General features: G+C 54.1%; 14 protein-coding genes and 1 pseudogene. 6 read left to right on the top strand and 9 right to left on the bottom strand.

Annotation, left to right across the window (positions count from 1 at the left end; genetic code table 11):
- Positions 1–636 precede the first annotated feature (636 nt).
- Genes LQV63_RS17905 through LQV63_RS17895 form a run of 3 tightly spaced genes read right to left on the bottom strand, consistent with a single transcriptional unit; the run spans position 637 to position 3039 of the window.
- Complete coding sequence (locus LQV63_RS17905; protein WP_233697746.1) at positions 637–1617, bottom strand: electron transfer flavoprotein subunit alpha/FixB family protein; 981 nt, start codon at positions 1615–1617, stop codon at positions 637–639.
- A gap of 55 nt (positions 1618–1672) precedes the next feature.
- Positions 1673–2431, bottom strand: a complete 759-nt coding sequence (locus LQV63_RS17900) for an electron transfer flavoprotein subunit beta/FixA family protein (protein ID WP_233697745.1) — start codon at positions 2429–2431, stop codon at positions 1673–1675.
- A gap of 23 nt (positions 2432–2454) precedes the next feature.
- Positions 2455–3039: a TetR/AcrR family transcriptional regulator gene (locus tag LQV63_RS17895; protein WP_019421544.1), complete on the bottom strand. Its 585-nt coding sequence runs from the start codon at positions 3037–3039 to the stop codon at positions 2455–2457.
- A gap of 207 nt (positions 3040–3246) precedes the next feature.
- Between LQV63_RS17895 and LQV63_RS17890 the strand changes: the two genes are divergently transcribed.
- The 6 genes from LQV63_RS17890 to LQV63_RS17865 all read left to right on the top strand — a co-directional run bounded on the left by LQV63_RS17890 (position 3247) and on the right by LQV63_RS17865 (position 13324).
- Positions 3247–5421, top strand: a complete 2175-nt coding sequence (locus LQV63_RS17890; protein ID WP_019421543.1) for a (Fe-S)-binding protein — start codon at positions 3247–3249, stop codon at positions 5419–5421.
- A gap of 292 nt (positions 5422–5713) precedes the next feature.
- Positions 5714–8110: a 3-hydroxyacyl-CoA dehydrogenase/enoyl-CoA hydratase family protein gene (locus tag LQV63_RS17885; protein ID WP_233697744.1), complete on the top strand. Its 2397-nt coding sequence runs from the start codon at positions 5714–5716 to the stop codon at positions 8108–8110.
- Positions 8111–8132: 22 nt separating this feature from the next.
- A complete protein-coding gene (locus LQV63_RS17880; RefSeq protein ID WP_233697743.1) occupies positions 8133–9314 on the top strand; it encodes an acetyl-CoA C-acyltransferase in 1182 nt (393 codons plus the stop codon).
- A gap of 30 nt (positions 9315–9344) precedes the next feature.
- Complete coding sequence (locus LQV63_RS17875; RefSeq protein ID WP_325175899.1) at positions 9345–11123, top strand: acyl-CoA dehydrogenase family protein; 1779 nt, start codon at positions 9345–9347, stop codon at positions 11121–11123.
- Positions 11124–11158: 35 nt separating this feature from the next.
- Positions 11159–12838, top strand: a complete 1680-nt coding sequence (locus tag LQV63_RS17870) for an AMP-binding protein (RefSeq protein ID WP_233697741.1) — start codon at positions 11159–11161, stop codon at positions 12836–12838.
- 57 nt (positions 12839–12895) lie between these two features.
- Positions 12896–13324: a PaaI family thioesterase gene (locus tag LQV63_RS17865; protein WP_233697740.1), complete on the top strand. Its 429-nt coding sequence runs from the start codon at positions 12896–12898 to the stop codon at positions 13322–13324.
- A 265-nt stretch (positions 13325–13589) separates the two neighbouring features.
- On the opposite strand, the gene LQV63_RS17860 is transcribed toward LQV63_RS17865, so the two are convergent.
- From LQV63_RS17860 to LQV63_RS17835, 6 genes and pseudogenes are all read right to left on the bottom strand, one after another.
- On the bottom strand, positions 13590–14618 hold the full coding sequence (locus LQV63_RS17860; protein WP_233697739.1) for a phosphotransferase: 1029 nt from the start codon (positions 14616–14618) through the stop codon (positions 13590–13592).
- Positions 14619–14796: 178 nt separating this feature from the next.
- On the bottom strand, positions 14797–15021 hold the full coding sequence (locus tag LQV63_RS17855) for a hypothetical protein (protein ID WP_233697738.1): 225 nt from the start codon (positions 15019–15021) through the stop codon (positions 14797–14799).
- Positions 15022–15276: 255 nt separating this feature from the next.
- Positions 15277–15861: pseudogene (locus LQV63_RS17850) on the bottom strand (DJ-1/PfpI family protein); the annotation flags it as partial.
- Between the two features lie 244 nt (positions 15862–16105).
- On the bottom strand, positions 16106–17344 hold the full coding sequence (locus tag LQV63_RS17845) for an FAD-dependent oxidoreductase (RefSeq protein WP_233697737.1): 1239 nt from the start codon (positions 17342–17344) through the stop codon (positions 16106–16108).
- Positions 17345–17404: 60 nt separating this feature from the next.
- Complete coding sequence (locus LQV63_RS17840) at positions 17405–17941, bottom strand: YeeE/YedE thiosulfate transporter family protein (RefSeq protein ID WP_019421534.1); 537 nt, start codon at positions 17939–17941, stop codon at positions 17405–17407.
- Positions 17942–17956: 15 nt separating this feature from the next.
- Positions 17957–18184, bottom strand: a complete 228-nt coding sequence (locus tag LQV63_RS17835; protein ID WP_019421533.1) for a sulfurtransferase TusA family protein — start codon at positions 18182–18184, stop codon at positions 17957–17959.
- Positions 18185–18224 lie beyond the last annotated feature (40 nt).

The following is an 18224-nucleotide window of genomic DNA, read 5'->3' as shown; positions in this document are numbered from 1 at the left end:
GGGATTGCGGGCAGTGCCAGTGCAGCTGAATATGGCAGTATCACTAAGAAGCCGATCTCTCAACTTTGAGGATCGGCTTTTATTATGGAGTTGCATCGCTAACGATGGTCTGTTGATAAAGGTGATTCGAGGACGCAGGTTAGGCGTCTTCATTATGATACATTGGATTCTGTCCAATGGAATCAGCGTGTATATCGCTTAGCGGCAGGTTTCATTGGAGTTCATCCAATGGTTTGACACTTATCGGGCTCAATCGCCGAGAAACAGCCGGATCTACTGTATAAAATACAGTCTGCATGCAGTTGAGCAGCTTAACCCGTACTTTCTGCTGTACGCTTTCCAATGGAAACAAGCTTCGACCGTACTGAACATCAACTTTCCTAACATGAATGAGCGCATTCAGAAATGGGGAACGAAGTGGGAGTGGGGAACAAACCAGAAAAAAGTGACTGCAGGGCGGGAGTTACTCGCAGCCTCCCCCGCCTGAGTCACAACTATGGCGAATGATATGATCGAATAGTTAATAGTAAAAAAGCACTGGGATTTAAGGGGCATCCCGAGCCTTCTAATTAGGCTGCCTGATGCCCTTCTTGTATGAAATGATGGCCGAATGAGCGGATACGGAAAAGCTACATCCTACGTCTGCAGCGCCTGCTTGAACTGCTCGGTCAAGAGCGGCACAACTTCGAACAAGTCGCCTACGATGCCGTAATCGGCAACCTGGAAAATAGGCGCTTCCGGGTCTTTGTTAATCGCAATGATGACCCGTGATTGGCTCATACCGGCTAGATGCTGGATCGCGCCGCTGATGCCGCAGGCGATGTACAGCTCCGGCGTGACGACCTTGCCAGTCTGACCGATTTGCAGGGCATAATCGCAATAGGCCGCATCGCACGCGCCGCGTGAAGCGCCGACGGCGCCGCCCAGCACGTCCGCGAGCTCCTCCAGCGGCTTGAAGCCCTCGGCGCTGCGGACGCCCCGGCCCCCGGAGACGATGACCTTCGCTTCGCTCAGATCCATCTTGCCGGCCGTATTTTGCACAACCTCGCGGATGACGGCGGCCAGCGGCGGCTCTGGATAAGCGACAGCTGTTACCGGTGCCGTCCGGCCTGCTTCAGCGGCCAGAGGCGGAATGTTATTCGGGCGGATCGTGACGATCCACGGCGTTGACATAAATTTTTTCTTCTCCATAGCTTTGCCTGCATAGATCGGACGGGTAAACAGCAGTTCGCCGCTGTCGTCCGTGTCCATGGAGATGACGTCGGAGATCTGGCCGGCGCCGAGCGCGGCAGCCAATTGGGGCGCAAGATCTTTGCCCCACGCGGTATGGCCGAAGAACACGCCGTCTGGGCGGACTTCCTGCATGACTGCCTGCAACGCGGCAAAGTAAGCTTCCGGATGATAATGAGTGAGAGCGGAATGATCAACGGAATAAATACAATCCGCGCCGTAGACGGCCAAATCGCCCGCAAGCCGGGTCACATCAGAACCCATGATGACAGCGGCCACGGTTCCGCCGTCGCCGGCAGCAGTGCGGGCCGCACCGATCGCTTCATAAGATACCTGCCGAAGAACGCCGCCTTTCGCTTCGGCTACAACAAGAATTGTTCTGGACATGGTCAATCGCCTCCTTCAAATATGGACCTTGCCGGAATCGGAATCAGAATCGGAATCATACAACCTTCGCTTCTGTACGCAACAGCCGGAACAGCTCCTGCGCCTGCTCCCCCGGTTCCCCGGAGATCAGCTTGCCCGCTTGGCGCTGTGGGGGCAGGAACAGCTCGGCGCGCGCGGTGCGCGCTTCGGCTGTCACGCCAAAGTCGTCCAGCGTCAGCTCGCGGAACGGCTTCTTCTTCGCCTTCATAATGCCTTGCAGCGAAGGGTAGCGCGGCTCGTTCAGCCCTTGCTGGGCCGTGAATAGCGCCGGCAGCGGCAGCTCAAGGATCTCCGTATCACCCTCGGCGTCCCGGGAGCACACGGCGCGTCCGTCGGCGATGTCCAGCTTCGTAATGGCTGACACATGCGGGATGCCAAGCAGCTTCGCCAGTCTTACGGCGACTTGCCCCGCACCGTTATCCACGGAGAAGTTGCCGCCCAGGACAAGGTCGTACGGCTCCGTGCCGACGAAAGCGGCTAACGCTTGCGCGACCGCGTGTTCATCCGCGCCGATACGCTCGTCGTTCAGCAGCACGGCCTCGTCGGCGCCCATGGCGAGCGCCGTGCGCAACGCTTCGGCTGCGCGCTCGGGACCGGAGGAGACGACGGTCACTTTGCCGCCCATATCATCACGGATGCGAATCGCTTCTTCCACTGCGTATTCGTCATAGGGATTAAGCACGAATTTGACCCCGTCTTCGACGACGCCTCCTTCTGCGATGAAGATCTTTTCCTCCGTATCGAACGTCTGCTTGACTAATACGATGATATTCATCTTTCATTGCCCCTTTCGTTTTTTCATGCCTCGAGCCCTTTTAAAAAGAAGCCTACCGCACCGTCCAGTTGTCCGGAGAGAGAATACTTTTGCCCGGAGATGAGCCATGAGGTAACGACCTCGTCCATGGAACCGAAAATAAGAAGACGGGTGAGCTTCACGTCCAGATCGGAACGGAACACTTTCTCTTCAATGCCCTGCAGCAGAATTTGTTCAATCAGCACGATGTACGGCTTAATCGTCTTGCCGATCTCCTTGCGGAGTTCGATCGAGCTCTGTCGAAGCTCGATCTGCGTCACGAAGGCGAAATCGGGATCATTTTCGAGTTCGGTAAAATGAATTTCACATACCTTGCGCAGCGCTTCCTTAGCCCCTGTCGCTTCTTCGAGGCTGGCGTGAAACTTGGCGACAAGCTCGCCCAGCTTCTCGCGGAACAAGGAAATGAGGATATCCTCCTTTCGTTTGAAATATAAATAAATAGTACCGTCAGCGACTCCGGCCGTTTTGGCAATCTTGGAAACTTGCGAACGGTGAAATCCGTTTTCTGCAAATACCTTGACCGCTGCATCGAGGATTTGGGTATATTTTTCTTTTTTCTGACTTGCCATGGAATCACCTCAGTGCTAAAATGTGGAATACGAATGAATGAACGCTCATTCATTTTCTGCTGATATCATAAAATAGAACGAAACCCTTGTCAATGATTGGATGAAAAATGGGTGCGCATCAAGACGATTACATGTGATATCAGCCGATGGAAGCGATTCCTATGAGGGCATTCGTTCATTTACAAAAGGAGAAAGGAGATGGTTCCGATGCCGGGAGCGATCGTGCAGCTCGTCCTGTTTTTGGCCGTCACGGGACTCGGTGTCTACTGGTTCGCCAAAGCGGTCATCCATCGGTACATGTACGTCAAGCTGGGCCAGCCGGTGGATTGGAGCGGGCGAGCGAAGCATAACTTGCGTGAATTCGCCGTTCAGGTGTTCGGCCAGACGAAGCTGCTCAAGGACAAGAAGAGCGGTCTGATGCACATTGTCATTTTTTACGGATTTATCATTTTGCAATTGGGTGCGCTGGATATCATCTATAAAGGACTGTCGGGCCAGCCGCTTCCGATTCCCGGCTATGCGGCGTTCGAGCTGCTGCAAGAAACAACGGTGGCGCTTGTGCTGGTCGCCATGGGTTATGCCGCTTACCGCCGGTACGGCGAGAAGCTGGAGCGATTGAAACGCGGATGGAAGCCTTCCATCGTCGTCTTCTTTATTTTTTCGCTCATGCTGTCCGTCCTGTTGACGATGGCGTTCGATCGCCTGGTCGAGGGGGAGGGCCAGTCGCCATACGCGCCCATATCGTCTCTGATCGCGGTTCCGCTTGCCGGGTTGTCCCGAGGCGTGGCCGAGGCGCTGTATGTGACATTCTGGTGGGCGCATCTGCTTATTCTGCTGGCGTTTCTTGTCTACGTGCCACAGAGCAAGCATTTTCATCTGCTGTCAGCCCCGGTCAATCTGCTGCTGCGGCGCACCGAATCGCCCGGGCGTCTCCGTAAGCTCGATCTCGAAGACGAAGAAGCGGAATCGTTCGGTGCCGGCAAGGTGGAAGATTTCACACAGAAGCAGCTGCTTGATCTGTATGCTTGCGTCGAATGCGGGCGCTGCACGAATGTTTGTCCGGCTGCCGGAACGGGCAAATGGCTCTCGCCAATGCACATGATTGTCAAGCTGCGGGATCACTTGACGGACAAAGGCGCGGCCGTCACTTCGCGCTCGCCTTGGATACCGGCATTCGCCTTCTCGACTGCCAGCACACACGGCATGCAGACCGGAGGTCAAGAGCTCGGCGCGTGGCAAGGCGAGGGGATGACCGACATCGGACCGACGATGCGGGCGCAAGCCGCATCTTGGCAGACGACGGCGAATCGTGCGCCGGGAGAGCTGGAGCTTATCGGCGATGTCATGTCCGAAGCTGAAATATGGGCGTGCACGACTTGCCGCAACTGTGAGGATCAATGCCCTGTCGCCAATGAACACGTCGACAAAATCGTCGACATGCGCCGATATCTCGTGCTGACGCAAGGCAGCATGCCCCATGATGGGCAGAGGGCGCTGCAGAACATCGAGCGTCAGGGCAATCCATGGGGAATCAGCCGCAGCGATCGCGCCAAATGGGTGCAGGAAATCGATCCTGAAGGCGTGCTGCATGTGCCGACGGTGAAGGAGAACCCCGAATTCGACATTTTGCTGTTCGTTGGTTCGATGGGCTCGTACGACAATCGCAGCCGCAAGATAACGCGTTCGCTCGTGCGACTCATGAACGAAGCCGGAGTGAACTTCGCCATACTTGGCAACGAGGAAAAAAACTCGGGCGACACCCCGCGGCGTATGGGCAATGAGTTTCTGTTCCAGCAACTGTGCGAGGAGAACATCGGCACGTTCCAAAAATACAACGTGCGCAAGATTGTAACCGCCTGCCCGCACACGTATAACACGCTAAAAAATGAATACCCTGAATTCGGCCTTGAAGCCGAAGTTCTTCATCACAGCGAGCTGCTCGACGAGTTAATCCGCGCGGAGCGTCTCGTACCGCGCCATGAAGTGCAGGAACGCATAACGTATCACGACTCGTGCTACCTAGGGCGATACAACGGCGTCTACGATCAGCCGCGCAACATTTTGCGGGCAATCCGGGGCGTAACATTGCTTGAGATGGAGCGCAGCCGCGAGAACGGCATGTGCTGCGGAGCGGGCGGCGGCATGATGTGGATGGAGGAAACCGCCGGCAAGCGCGTCAATCTGGCACGCACCGAACAGGCGCTTGCCACGAAGCCGTCAGTCATTTCATCGGCCTGTCCGTATTGCCTCACCATGATGGAAGATGGCACCAAGCTGCTGGAGGCGGAAGAAGCGGTACAGACGCGAGATATCGCCGAGATTCTGGAATTGGCCGTATTCGGCCCGGTGAAGTCAGACGACAAGCAGCCAGTCAGCGTGTAAATCAACATTGTTTTTGTATGGAAAGCACTGCGACTTCAACGTATGAACATCGAACTAATATGGAACGAACATCGAATGAATGGACATCGAATGAACACACCTCAATGAATCAACCACAACGATTACAACCAACAATGACCTACCCGATATAGCCAATCATCAATGACCTGTCACAAACAACAACGTCCGACTCCAAAGCAACGACATCCTGTACATGTCAACACAACCAACAACGATTCAGTCATCTCATCATGTTGAAACAGAACATTTCAATCTGGGAGGGAATCTGCATATGATCCAATCGATTCAACGCGCCGCCGTTATCGGATCCGGCGTAATGGGAGCGGCCATCGCCGCCCATTTGGCAGGCGCCGGCATTCGGTGTCTCTTGCTTGACCTCGTGCCGGCTCAGCTTACGGAAGCAGAAGCACAGAAGGGACTTACGCTTGAGCACCCGGCTGTGCGCAACCGTCTTGCCGTTAATGCAATCACACGTTTGAAAAAGACAAAACCGGCACCTTTATACAGCGAAGCATTTGCCGAACGAATCACGCCGGGTAATCTGGATGACGATCTTCCGAAGCTGGCCGACGTGGATTGGATTATTGAAGTCGTCGTCGAACGGCTTGACGTCAAGCAGGAGCTATTCGGGCGCATCGAGGGGGTATGGAAGCCGGGCACCATCGTATCGTCGAACACGTCCGGCATTTCCATCAATGACATGGTTGCTTCATGCGGAGAAGAGTTCAAACGTCATTTTTTAGGTACTCATTTTTTCAATCCTCCGCGTTATATGAAGCTGCTTGAAATTATACCGGGAGCAACGACCGATCCGGAAATTGTGTCGTACATGCACGAATTCTGCGAGCGCCGTCTCGGCAAAGGCGTCGTTGTGGCCAAGGATACGCCCAATTTCATAGCCAACCGCATTGGCACGTACGGATTGCTCGTCACGCTGCGCAATATGCTTGAAATGGGATACACGATCGAAGAAGTCGATGCGGTGACTGGACCGGCCTTGGGACGGCCGAAGAGCGCCACGTTCCGCACGCTTGACCTCGTCGGACTCGACACGTTCGTCCACGTTGCGGCCAACGTGCATGGTCAGACGGCTGCCACGGCAGAGAAGGACGTATTTAGCGCTCCCGATGTCCTGAACCGGATGGTGGAGCTTGGCTGGATCGGCGAGAAGCAGGGTCAAGGCTTCTATAAGAAGGTGAAGACGGAGGCCGGCAAGGAAATTCATGCGCTCCGCTTCGACACGATGGAGTACACGCTGTCGCGCAAAGTCTCATCGGCTTCGCTCGAAGCGGCCAAGACCGCGAAGGGGGCGGCCAATAAAATCAGGGCGCTGCTCGGGACGAAGGACCGGTATTCCGAGCTGGCTTGGAACACGCTCAAGCCAGTGCTGCTCTATGCGGCGCACAAGCTGGGCGAGATCGCGGACACGATAGCCGATGTTGACAGCGCCATGAAGTGGGGCTTCAACTGGGATCTCGGTCCATTCGAGATATGGGATGCGATTGGCTTGGCATCGACCGCCAAACGCATGGAGGCCGAGGGCGATACACTGCCGGAGTGGGTGAGTGCTTGGATAGACGCCGGCCATACCGGATTTTATGAGCAGCGGGACAATAGAAGCTTCTATGTCCGCAATGGGGACTGGAGCGAGCTTGAGATGCCGGCCGAGCATATTTCGCTGCGAGGGCTCAAGCAACAGAACCAAGTCGTGCTGTCCAATCCGGGCGCTAGCTTAATTGATATCGGCGACGGTGTCGCATGTCTTGAATTCCATTCGCCGAACAACGCCATCGGGGCCGACATACTGACGATGATACAGAAGAGCGTCGACGAGGTGCGCCGCAATTACCGCGGACTCGTCGTGGCGAACGAAGGACGCCACTTCTGCGTCGGCGCGAATGTGATGCTGCTGTTGATGGAGGCGCAGGAAGAGGAATGGGATGAGATCGACCTCATTATCCGCCAGTTCCAGAACACCATGCTGACGCTCAAGAGGCTGGAAAAACCGGTCGTCGCAGCGCCGCATCAGATGACGCTGGGCGGCGGGGTGGAAGCATGCTTGCCTGCCGACAAGATCATTTTCTCGGCGGAAACGTATTTCGGACTGGTGGAGACGGGTGTCGGCCTAATTCCGGGAGGCGGAGGCTGCAAGGAATTGGCCTTGCGCTCAAGCCGGATGGCGGGCCATACGGACGCTGATTTGCAGCCGTTCGTGAGCGGGTATTTCGAGACGGTCGCAATGGCGAAGGTGTCGACGAGCGGCTATGACACGAAGCGGCTAGGGTACATGGGACCGCGCGATTCCGTCGTCATTAATGAGGACCGCCGCATACATGAAGCAAAGATGGCCGTGCTGGCAATGGATAGCGCGGGATACGAGCCGCAGGAAGAGGAGCGCATCCGCGTCATCGGAGAGCCGGGCAGGGCGGTGCTTGAGCTGGGAGCCTATACGATGCATCTCGGCGGGTACATTTCGGATCATGACCGGCTTATCGCGAACAAGCTTGCGCATGTGCTCGCAGGCGGCAATGTGCCGGCGAACAGCCTTGTGACTGAGCAGTATATGCTCGATTTGGAGCGGGAAGCATTTTTGAGCCTGTGCGGCGAACCGAAGACGCAGGCGCGCATGCAGCACATGCTGGCCAAAGGCAAGCCGCTGCGCAATTAATTATGAATGAGGTGAGATTGCAATGAAAGAGGCAGTCATTGTATCTATGGCGCGTACGCCAGTTGGCAAGGCAAAGAAGGGAATCCTCGCGCACACGCGCGCCGAGGATCTGGGCCGCATCGTGTTGGATGAGGCGGTTCGGCGGGCGCCGGGCTTGAGCAAGTCGGAGATCGAGGATGTCATTATTGGCTGCGCGATGCCGGAAGGCGAACAGGGGTTGAACATGGCGCGCATCGTGTCGCTGTATGCCGGTTATCCGGAGACTGTGCCTGCGGTGACGATTAACCGTTTCTGTTCGTCAGGCCTACAGTCGATAGCGTTCGCTGCGGAACGAATCAGGGCCGGCTCCGCCGAGACGATCGTGGCCGGCGGCATAGAGAGCATGAGCGCGGTTCCAATGACCGGATTCAAGTTGTCGCCGCATCCGAAGCTTATATCCGAGATGCCGGAGGTGTATATGGGCATGGGGTATACCGCGGAGAATGTAGCGACACGGTTCGGTATCAGCCGCGAGGATCAGGACCGCTTCGCGGCGGACAGCCACCGTAAGGCGGCGGCCGCCATCGCGGAAGGGAAATTCCGCGATGAGATCGTACCTGTGAATACGTCGCAAAAAGGCGTAGGCGCCGACGGCCGTCCATGGGAGAAAGAAATAACGTTCGATATGGACGAAGGCGTCCGGCCGGATACGACGCCGGAAGCTCTTGCCCGGCTGAAGCCGGCGTTCGCCGCGAGAGGCAGCGTTACGGCGGGGAACAGCTCGCAGATGAGCGACGGCGCGGCGGCTTGCGTGCTGATGAGCGCTGAACGGGCGCAAGCGCTCGGCCTGCAACCGCTGGCCGCATTCCGCAGCTTCGCTATCGCCGGCGTCGAGCCGGACATTATGGGCGTAGGCCCTGTTGAAGCGATCCCGAAGGCGCTGCGCATGGCGGGCATTACGCAGGAGCAAGTGGACCTGTTCGAGGTGAATGAAGCGTTCGCCTCGCAATGCATTCACATCATCCGCCAGTTGGAGCTGGATGAGAGCAAAGTGAATGTGAACGGGGGCGCGATTGCGCTCGGCCACCCGCTCGGCTGCACGGGTTCGAAGCTGACGGCGACGCTCGTGCATGAACTGCGCCGCCGGGGCGGCGGCTACGGTGTCGTCTCGATGTGCATCGGTGGGGGAATGGGAGCCGCCGGCGTGTTTGAAGTATTTGCTTAACTTAACAATTCATTGGAAAGGAAGATTGCGATGTTGGAAACGAAGATTAAAGGCGGCAGCTTTGTTATTGAGGATGTAGAACCGGAAGCGATCGTCACGCCGGAGGATTTCAGCGAAGAGCAACGCATGATGGTGGAAACAACCCGCGATTATGTAGAAGGCGAAGTGTTGCCTAACGACGAAGCATTGGAGAAATTGGACTATGAGCTGACGGTAAAGCTGATGCGCAAAGCCGGGGAACTCGGCTTGCTCAGTGCCGACGTTCCAGAGGAATATGGCGGCCTCGGTCTCGATAAGGTAAGCTCGACGCTTATCGGCGAGACGCTGACGAAAGCGTCCGGATTCGCACTGTCCATTGGCGCACATGTCGGTATCGGGACACTGCCAATCGTGTTCTTCGGCACGCCGGAGCAAAAGAGCAAATATTTGCCCGACTTGGCGACAGGAGCGAAAATCGCCGCCTATTGCCTTACCGAACCGTCATCCGGATCGGATGCGCTCGGAGCGAAGACGACGGCAAAGCTGTCCGAAGACGGCAGCCATTACGTGTTGAATGGCTCCAAAATTTTCATAACAAATGCAGGCTTCGCCGACATTTTCATCGTGTACGCGAAGGTGGACGGTAAGGATTTCACCACCTTTATTGTAGAAAGAGGGATGGAAGGCTTCACGATCGGTCCGGAAGAGAAGAAGATGGGCATTAAAGGATCTTCCACCTGCCCGTTATTTTTTGAGGATGTCAAGGTGCCGGTGGAGAACCTGCTCGGTGAAATCGGCCGCGGCCACGTCATTGCGTTTAACATTTTGAACATAGGGCGCTTCAAGTTGGGTGCGGGCTGCCTTGGCGCAGCGAAGGAAGCGATCGAGCTGAGCGCGAAATACGCGAATGAGCGCACACAGTTCGGCAAGGCGCTCACATCCTTCCCGCTCATCGGCAAGAAGCTTGCGGAGATGAACATCCGCACGTATGTGACGGAGTGCATGGTGTACCGCACGTCCGGCTTGGTTGACGCCGCGCTCAAGGACATCGATCATCAGCAGCCGGACTCAGGCATGCTGTCGGCCAAGGGCATTGCCGAATATGCGCTCGAATGCTCCATCAACAAAGTGTTCGCTTCCGAGGCACTCGACTTCGTTGCCGACGAAGGCGTGCAAATTCACGGCGGCTACGGCTTTACCCAAGAATACAAAATCGAGCGCATCTATCGTGATTCCCGGATCAATCGCATCTTCGAGGGCACGAACGAAATCAACCGCCTGCTCATACCGGGCACGCTGCTCAAGAAAGCGGCCAAAGGCGAGCTTCCGCTCATGCAAAAGGCGCAGGCGCTGCAATCCGATCTGATGTCGATCGTATCCGTTCCGGATTCGGGCGGCGTGTTGGAGCAAGAGGGACACCTGGTATCCATGGCGAAAAAAGTATTTCTCATGATCGGCGGCTTGGCGGCACAGAAGTACGGAGCTGCATTGGAAAAACAGCAGGAAATACTCAGCAACCTCGCCGATCTGATGATTGCGGTATATGCGATGGAGAGCGTCCTGCTGCGCACGCGCAAGCTGATAGCCAAGGGCGGCGAGGCGAAGGCGAAGCTGGCCGTGCAGATGACGACCGTCTATGTGCATGAAGCGTTTGCCGACATCGAACGAATCGCCAAGGAATCGCTGGCGGCCATGGAGTCGGGCGACATGCTGCGCACGCAGTTGTCCATTCTGAAAAAGCTGGCTAAAAACTCACCGATAGACTCTGTCAGCATGAAGCGTGAAATCGCGGCACGTGTCATCCAGGCGGAAAAATACGCGGTCTCGTAATACGCGGGAATTCCGCGAGAAAGGGATGGTTTGGTATGCCATTGGAGAAACCATGGCTCCGTCATTACCCGCAGGAAATCTACCCGACGTATGACTACCCGCGGCATAATGTCGCCCAATTTCTTATCGACGCGGCGCGGGATTGTCCGCAGCGTCCCGCGCTCGAATTCATGGGGAAGCAGTTGCGGTACAAGCGGCTGCACGAGGAGAGCTGCCGTTTCGCCAATGCGCTTACGCGCCTTGGGATCGAGAGGAAGGAACGGGTGGCGATTATGCTGCCCAACTGTCCTCAGACGGTCATTGCCTATTACGGCACGCTGATGGCCGGCTGTGTCGCCGTGCTCACGAATCCGTTGTACAAGGAGCGTGAACTAGAGCTTCAACTGGCCGATTCCGGCGCCATGGTCATTGTCACTCTTGACGCTTTATTCCCGCGCGTGCGTGCCGTACAGGCACGCACGAAGCTGCGCCACATCATCGTAACTTCCATCAAGGACTACTTGCCGTTTCCTAAAAATGTGCTGTATCCGATTAAGGCAAGGCGGAGCGGGCATACAGCCGAAGTGGCGTACGGAGACGATGTCCATGCCTTCAACGCGCTGCTGAAGAGCGTCCCGCCTCGCTTCTCCTGCGTCGAGGTCGACGCGGAGAACGACCTGGCTCTGCTGCAGTATACCGGCGGCACGACGAGTACCTCGAAAGGGGTTATGCTGACCCATGGCAATCTTGTCGCCAATACGATGCAAGCCGGCACATGGTTCTATAAGGTGAAGCGGGGTGAAGAAATATTCTTGGGAGCGCTTCCCTTTTTCCATGTGTTCGGCATGACGATACTGATGAACCTATGCATGCTTTGCAGGGGAATGAACGTGCTGGTGCCGAAGTTCGAACCGGGCGAGGTGCTGCGTCTGATTCACAAGCAGCGTCCGACCGTGTTCCCCGGAGCGCCGACCATGTACATTGCTCTCATCAACCATCCTGACATTCATGAATATGATCTGTCCTCGATCCGCATGTGCCTCAGCGGCGCGGCTTCGTTGCCGCTTGAGGTGCAGGAAAGGTTTGAATCGTTGACGGGCTGCGTGCTTATCGAAGGATATGGATTGACGGAGGCTTCGCCGATTACGCATGCGAACCTGTTATGGGGGGCGCGTAAGAACGGCTCGATCGGAATTCCTTTCCCGAATACGGATGCGAAGGTGGTCGATGGATACTCCGGAGAGGATCTGCCGCCGGGTGAAGTCGGAGAGCTTGTCGTCCGCGGTCCCCAAGTGATGAAGGGATATTGGAATAGGCCGCAGGAAACGATGAAGGCGCTTAAAGACGGATGGCTATATACTGGCGATATGGCCCGGATGGACGAGGATGGTTTTTTCGCCATTATGGACCGGAAAAAAGACTTGATTATCGCAGGCGGCTTCAACATCTATCCGCGTGAAGTGGAGGAAGTATTGTTCGAGCATCCGCAGGTGCAGGAAGCTGTTGTGGTAGGCGTGCCCGATCCGTATCGCGGCGAGACAGTGAAGGCATACATCATTTCGCGTCCGGGATGCTCGCCGTCCGAGGAAGAGCTCAATCTTTGGTGCCGGGAACGTCTCGCTTCCTTTAAAGTACCGCGCCAATACGAATTCCGCGACGAACTGCCGAAGACGATTGCAGGCAAGGTGCTGCGCCGGAAGCTTCTCGAAGAAGAAGAAATGCTGTTGAAGCGATAGAAGCTGCGGCCAATGCAATGAAAACGAACGAAGGAGTGGAGCGGAGGTGAGACCTGTATGAATAAGCAAGCGGCGGTACCTTTATCCGTCGGGAGCTCGCAATTTGAAAAGCTCTTTGAACAGGCACGGGGTACATTCTGGGAATATCTAGGCTGTGAGATGGTGTCGGCGTCGTCCGAGCGGGTTGTCCTGAAGCTTGACGCCGGGCTTCACCATTTGAACTCGATCGGCATCGTGCATGGCGGCGTAGTGTCTTCTCTATTGGACAACGCGATGGGACTGGTCACGATGCTGGCGCGTCCCGGCGAGAATACGGTGACATCGAACTTGAACGTCCATTTTGTCGCGCCGCTGCATGCAGGCGATCTTCGCGTCACAGCGGACATTGCGCACGAGACGCGCCGAACGATCACCTGCACTGGACAGGTGATAGGCGCGGATGGACAGCTCGGATCGCTTGCGACAGCGACGTTCCGCGTCATTTGACGCAGGCGAACCATTAACACGCAGGGACGCCCGTCGAACAGTACGGAACGCACGCTAGCCGAGCGAACATGCGCCGATAGTTGGTAGAGCCGGTTGCCATATCTGCACGTGCTCGGTTCTGTCACACAAAATACTCTTGCCCAACAGAGCGTTATACAGCCCCTGAACGGAAGGTTCCGTCAGGGGCGTTGCTCTGCCCAAAATAAAATTTTCAGACGAACTCGGCACAGCAGACCTCAACTAACTCCCAAGCCGCCTCAAGCGGTCAGTGCGGAACGAAAGCGATGTCACTTAGCTGACGCCGGGCCCATTCGTCCATCCACTGGATGGCGCTGAGACGTGCATCCCATGTTCGCTCCAACAGACGAAAAACGCGCGAACCTCTGCCGGATGCAATTCCCCGGGCTGCAATCCATGCTTCGACCGGCAAACGGAACAAAGAGCTGACTAACACACGTTCCGCAGGTATCAATGGTTTTAATTGTTCGTACCCCCGCAGCAGAGCATCGATCTGTACCTGATTGTAATTAGTAGTGTTCAACAAGGTTTTTACGATTTCATAGTAGGTCGAATCGATTCGTAACTGATCCCAGTCAATCAGAAATAGTCCGTTCGAATGAATAATGACATTAGGGGACGTGACATCCCCGTGAATCAATGCGGGATGGTTAATTTCCTCTTCCATAATATGTTTCGGTTCTGGCGCGTCGATGGCACCCCATGCTTCGTTCGCGAGCTTGATGCAATGGCCGCCATGTTCATTAAACCATTTCCCTGCGCCTTTTCTCTTACGAATGGTTGGCAAGCGGCGGCGAAAGAGTATATCCTGCATTTTGAATAGCTTGGTTTGGTTACGGGTACATCGAGACATGGGAGGAAGAGAGCCCTTGCAAATGTTATGAAGAGTTGCCAGGGCGCTGCCCAAGTTTTCGTAGTCCTGCTCGCTTTGCAGCTGGCCGCCCTCAACCCATTCCATCATATAGTAGGGTCTTCCGCTCTGGGTAACCCAGTACCCGCCGGACTTTGTGACCAGCCAATTAGGCAAATGGGGATATCCGTGTTCCTTTAATTTTTGGATGTACGAAGAGAGCCGGACGATTTGCTGCTTGGTAGTTAGTTTGTTTCCGATCTTTCTTCGGTAAAAGGGTTTGATTAAAAAATCGCCCTCATCCGTAGACACCCGGAAAGCCGCGTTTGGTTTGTACAGGGAAGCGTAAGATTTAACATTGTGCAGTTGGAGCCCGTAGTTCCTGACGATAGTTTTGAACCGCGCTTTATGGAATCGGTTTGCCACACCGTGATCCTCCGTTTCATTTCAGTAATGGGGCCTGTTGACAGTTTATTCGGCGGCTCGTGTGCGGTAACGGATAACAATTTTTTTTGAAGGCCATGTTTGAATGTGGCGTTAAAACGAGGCGGAGAAGGATAACTATATTCCTTCTCCCGCTACGAACATGAAAAGTAATAAGGGTTTACCTTATGACAAGTGATGCGATCAGCAAGATGATGCCGATAACAATGCCGATAGGTCCCCAAAATTGCATTGGAACGAAAAATAAGCTGTGTTGTGTCCCCATTTGATATTGCTGGCCCGTCTCCGGATCGATTAATACTTTACCGGAACCAGTGTTGAGTGCTTTGCCGGCGTACCAGATGATGACGCCAAACCCTTTCCAAATAACCACTAATCCCAACATGGACGGACGGCTTGACTAGTTTCTTGGCGATTGCTTCGAAGTCGGCATTGCCGTGTTCAAGCACATAGGTCTGAATTACTTTGCCGTCCTGCATGGTCAGAATGGCAGGAGCTCCTCTATGTCCGAGCGGGCAGCTTATGGTCTACTTCGCCGTACAGATCACCACTAACAAAAACTAGCATAACAACGCATTATACCGCCCCTGAACGGAGTATCTGTCAGGGGCGTTGCTCTGCCAAAAAATGAGACACTCGTAAGATCAATATCATATTCCATCATTTTTGCTGTGTTTTCTGCAACGTCTTTGCCCATCAGTCGGCTTACGAGATGGAATGACATATCGATGCCGGCAGAAATTCCCCCTGATGTGATGATTTTGCCTTCATCGACGAATTTTACGTTTCTCTTCACTTTAAGGCTCGGATAGTCACTTACTAAGCGATCATAGGAGTTCCAATGGGTTGTAACCGTTTTACCATCCAGCAGTCCGGCTTCTGCCAATATTAACGCGCCGGTGCATACGGAGGCCATGATGTCCACCTTATCCATGCGCTCCTGCACCCACTTAATCGTAGTTTTGTTATACATTTCGGTTCGGCTGCCCGGTCCTCCAGGGACGATTAAAATATCAAATTGAGGCGCATTGGCATAACTGTAATCGGGCTGTACCTTCAACCCATTACGTGCGGTAACGATCTTACCGTCTTCCGACACCGTTTTTACTAGAAAAGGACTGGATGTAGAATCCAACGTTTGACCCGTAACGGCAAAAACTTCGAAAGGTCCTGCGAAATCGAGTACTTCCACGTCATTAAACAACAAAATTACTACGCTTAGCACAGATCGCTCTCCTTCCTTTGCATTCGTAGAGGCAATTGCCGTCTTACTCCATCCGCTTCCCCCTAATGTGACAATAACTATCGCAATGACGAGAATGGAACGAAAGAGTTGTTTCAATGAATACTCCTCCTTTTTATGTAAATTAACTATTGCATTGTCCCAAGCCACCACATTGTCTGAAATAAAAAACCGCCCTCTTTGCAGAGAGAGCGGTCGATCGACTGTGCCAATTGACATGGCATCCTTATGACTTCACCAAATCCTTGGCGATTGCTTCGAAGTCGGCGTTTCCGCCTTCAAGTTGATAGATCTGAATTACTTTGCCGTCCCGCATAGCCAGAATGGCAGGAGCTCCCCTATGTCCGAGCCTTTCCGCGAGAGTGGCTCCTTTATAAATATCGATGGCGATGACCTTGAGCTGATTGTTCCATTGCGCTTTGACTTTATCCAGCTCGGGCAACAAATCGCGGCATGCCGCATCCCGCGGGTCCCAGCAAAATACGAGCGCGGGCAGCTCTTTCTGCAGGATCTCGGTTTCAAAATAATCGTTCTCTTCAATGTACCGCTCGGCAGCCACCCCTGCGATAGCTCCGTCACCAACAGCGGTTGCGACTTGTCTTAACCATTTATTCCGCACGTCGCCTACGGCAAAAATACCGGAAACGTTCGTTTCCATCTGTTCATTGGTGTGGATGTAACCTTGCGGAGTCAAATCGATCAACTCTTTGAATAGCTCCGTATTAGGAACATAGCCGATGAACAAGAAGCAGCCATCGACGTCAACCGGAATGGATTCATTCGTTTTGACATTTCGCAGAATGACCTTTTCAAGTGAATCATTTCCCGCGAACTGATCCACTACCGTATTCCAAATAAAATTCATTTTAGGATTTTGCAGCGCTTTCTCCTGGGCAATCTTGTTGGCATCCATGACGCCTTCATCGTGGATGACGGACACCGTTACTGTGCGAGCGAACTTTGTCAGGAACAGACCTTCCTCAATCGCAGCATCGCCACTGCCGACAATGAGCACATGCTGGTCGGTGTACCGCGCAGCATCGCATGTGGCGCAGAACGAAATGCCTTTATCGTACAGAAAATCCTGCTCTCCTGTCGCACCGGTCAAGCGAGGCTTGCCGCCTGTAGCAATAATGACGGCTTTTGCCTTGTAGTCGGTCCGATAGGTTTGAACGATTTTCACAGTTCCTTCATCTACGATGCCTTTGACATCGGTCAGCTTGATTTTGACGCCGAATCTTTTCGCTTGCTTTTCGAATCGCTTCATGAGATCGATGCCGGTGCTGCCGTCTGGGAAGCCGGGATAGTTCTCAATTTCATTCGTATAGGTAGCAAGACCGCCCATCAACGTCTTTTCGATGAGCAATGTTTTAAGTCGTGCGCGGCCGCAGTAGATGGCAGCAGTCATGCCGCCCGCACCGCCGCCAATAATGACGACATCATACTCTTCTGTCCGTTTTTCCATGTGTAGCCCGCCTTTACATGGATAAAAGCAGGAATCCCTGCTTTTATCCGCATTATATGATCACATCAAAAACTTCACGAGAATTTTGCTGCCGATCCAGGCGCCGATGAAAATGAACACGGCATATAACCAGCCATGCAGCGAAAGGGAAGCAATCCCGCTGAAAAAAGCGCCAATGTTGCAGCCGAATGCGATGCGGGCGCCATAGCCCATAATCAATCCGCCCCCAAGAGCAGAGGCGACCTGTTTCCAAGATTTGATCTTTTTAATTTTAAATTGGGAAGCCGCCAATGCCGCAAACAGCGCTCCGACAATGATGCCGATATTCATGACAGACCCGCTGTGAGTCAGGAAGTTTTTGGCCTGATTCGCCGCATTGTTTGGAATCTGAAAGTAGTCCCAGCCGGACGGGTCGATTCCGACCGCATCCATAATCCAGGTCCCCCAATAGACAAACGTAGTTGTCACACCCCAAGGCTTGCCTTGTACAATAAACAAGCAAACATTGAGCAATCCGAGCAAAATACCGCCAACCCAATACGGCCAAGCATTTTTAAAAATGACTTTGTATACCGGGTGGTTTTGAATTTTATCCAAGGGAGAGCCCTCCTCTTACTTGTTCAGTTCAATGATAACTTCCCATTCGCCCTCATCTACTTCTTCCAACTCAACAGGGTAGCCTTCTTTACGCGCCCATTCGGGAACGTTCTTCATCGCACAGCTGTGATCAATCTCTACGATAAGGACATCGCCTTTGTTTAATTCTTTCAATTTCTTTTGTGTTTTTAACAAAGGAACCGGACAAGCTTCTCCCATACAATCCAATCTTACTTCTGCCATGATAAATGACCTCCGATTTGTGTAGTTATATAATGAAATA

Origin of the sequence: Paenibacillus profundus, assembly GCF_021369635.1 — a bacterium.
Lineage (GTDB): Bacteria > Bacillota > Bacilli > Paenibacillales > Paenibacillaceae > Paenibacillus_B > Paenibacillus_B profundus.
Note: the sequence above shows the minus strand (reverse complement) of the source record. Positions and strands in the feature narration are given on the sequence as shown.

Excerpts from the sequence above, each read along its gene's own strand:
- LQV63_RS17905 (WP_233697746.1), bottom strand. The coding sequence starts at position 1,617 with ATGTCCAGAACAATTCTTGTTGTAGCCGAAGCGAAAGGCGGCGTTCTT.
- LQV63_RS17900 (WP_233697745.1), bottom strand. The coding sequence starts at position 2,431 with ATGAATATCATCGTATTAGTCAAGCAGACGTTCGATACGGAGGAAAAG.
- LQV63_RS17895 (WP_019421544.1), bottom strand. The coding sequence starts at position 3,039 with ATGGCAAGTCAGAAAAAAGAAAAATATACCCAAATCCTCGATGCAGCG.
- LQV63_RS17890 (WP_019421543.1), top strand. The coding sequence starts at position 3,247 with ATGCCGGGAGCGATCGTGCAGCTCGTCCTGTTTTTGGCCGTCACGGGA.
- LQV63_RS17885 (WP_233697744.1), top strand. The coding sequence starts at position 5,714 with ATGATCCAATCGATTCAACGCGCCGCCGTTATCGGATCCGGCGTAATG.
- LQV63_RS17880 (WP_233697743.1), top strand. The coding sequence starts at position 8,133 with ATGAAAGAGGCAGTCATTGTATCTATGGCGCGTACGCCAGTTGGCAAG.
- LQV63_RS17875 (WP_325175899.1), top strand. The coding sequence starts at position 9,345 with ATGTTGGAAACGAAGATTAAAGGCGGCAGCTTTGTTATTGAGGATGTA.
- LQV63_RS17870 (WP_233697741.1), top strand. The coding sequence starts at position 11,159 with ATGCCATTGGAGAAACCATGGCTCCGTCATTACCCGCAGGAAATCTAC.
- LQV63_RS17865 (WP_233697740.1), top strand. The coding sequence starts at position 12,896 with ATGAATAAGCAAGCGGCGGTACCTTTATCCGTCGGGAGCTCGCAATTT.
- LQV63_RS17855 (WP_233697738.1), bottom strand. The coding sequence starts at position 15,021 with ATGTTGGGATTAGTGGTTATTTGGAAAGGGTTTGGCGTCATCATCTGG.
- LQV63_RS17845 (WP_233697737.1), bottom strand. The coding sequence starts at position 17,344 with ATGGAAAAACGGACAGAAGAGTATGATGTCGTCATTATTGGCGGCGGT.
- LQV63_RS17835 (WP_019421533.1), bottom strand. The coding sequence starts at position 18,184 with ATGGCAGAAGTAAGATTGGATTGTATGGGAGAAGCTTGTCCGGTTCCT.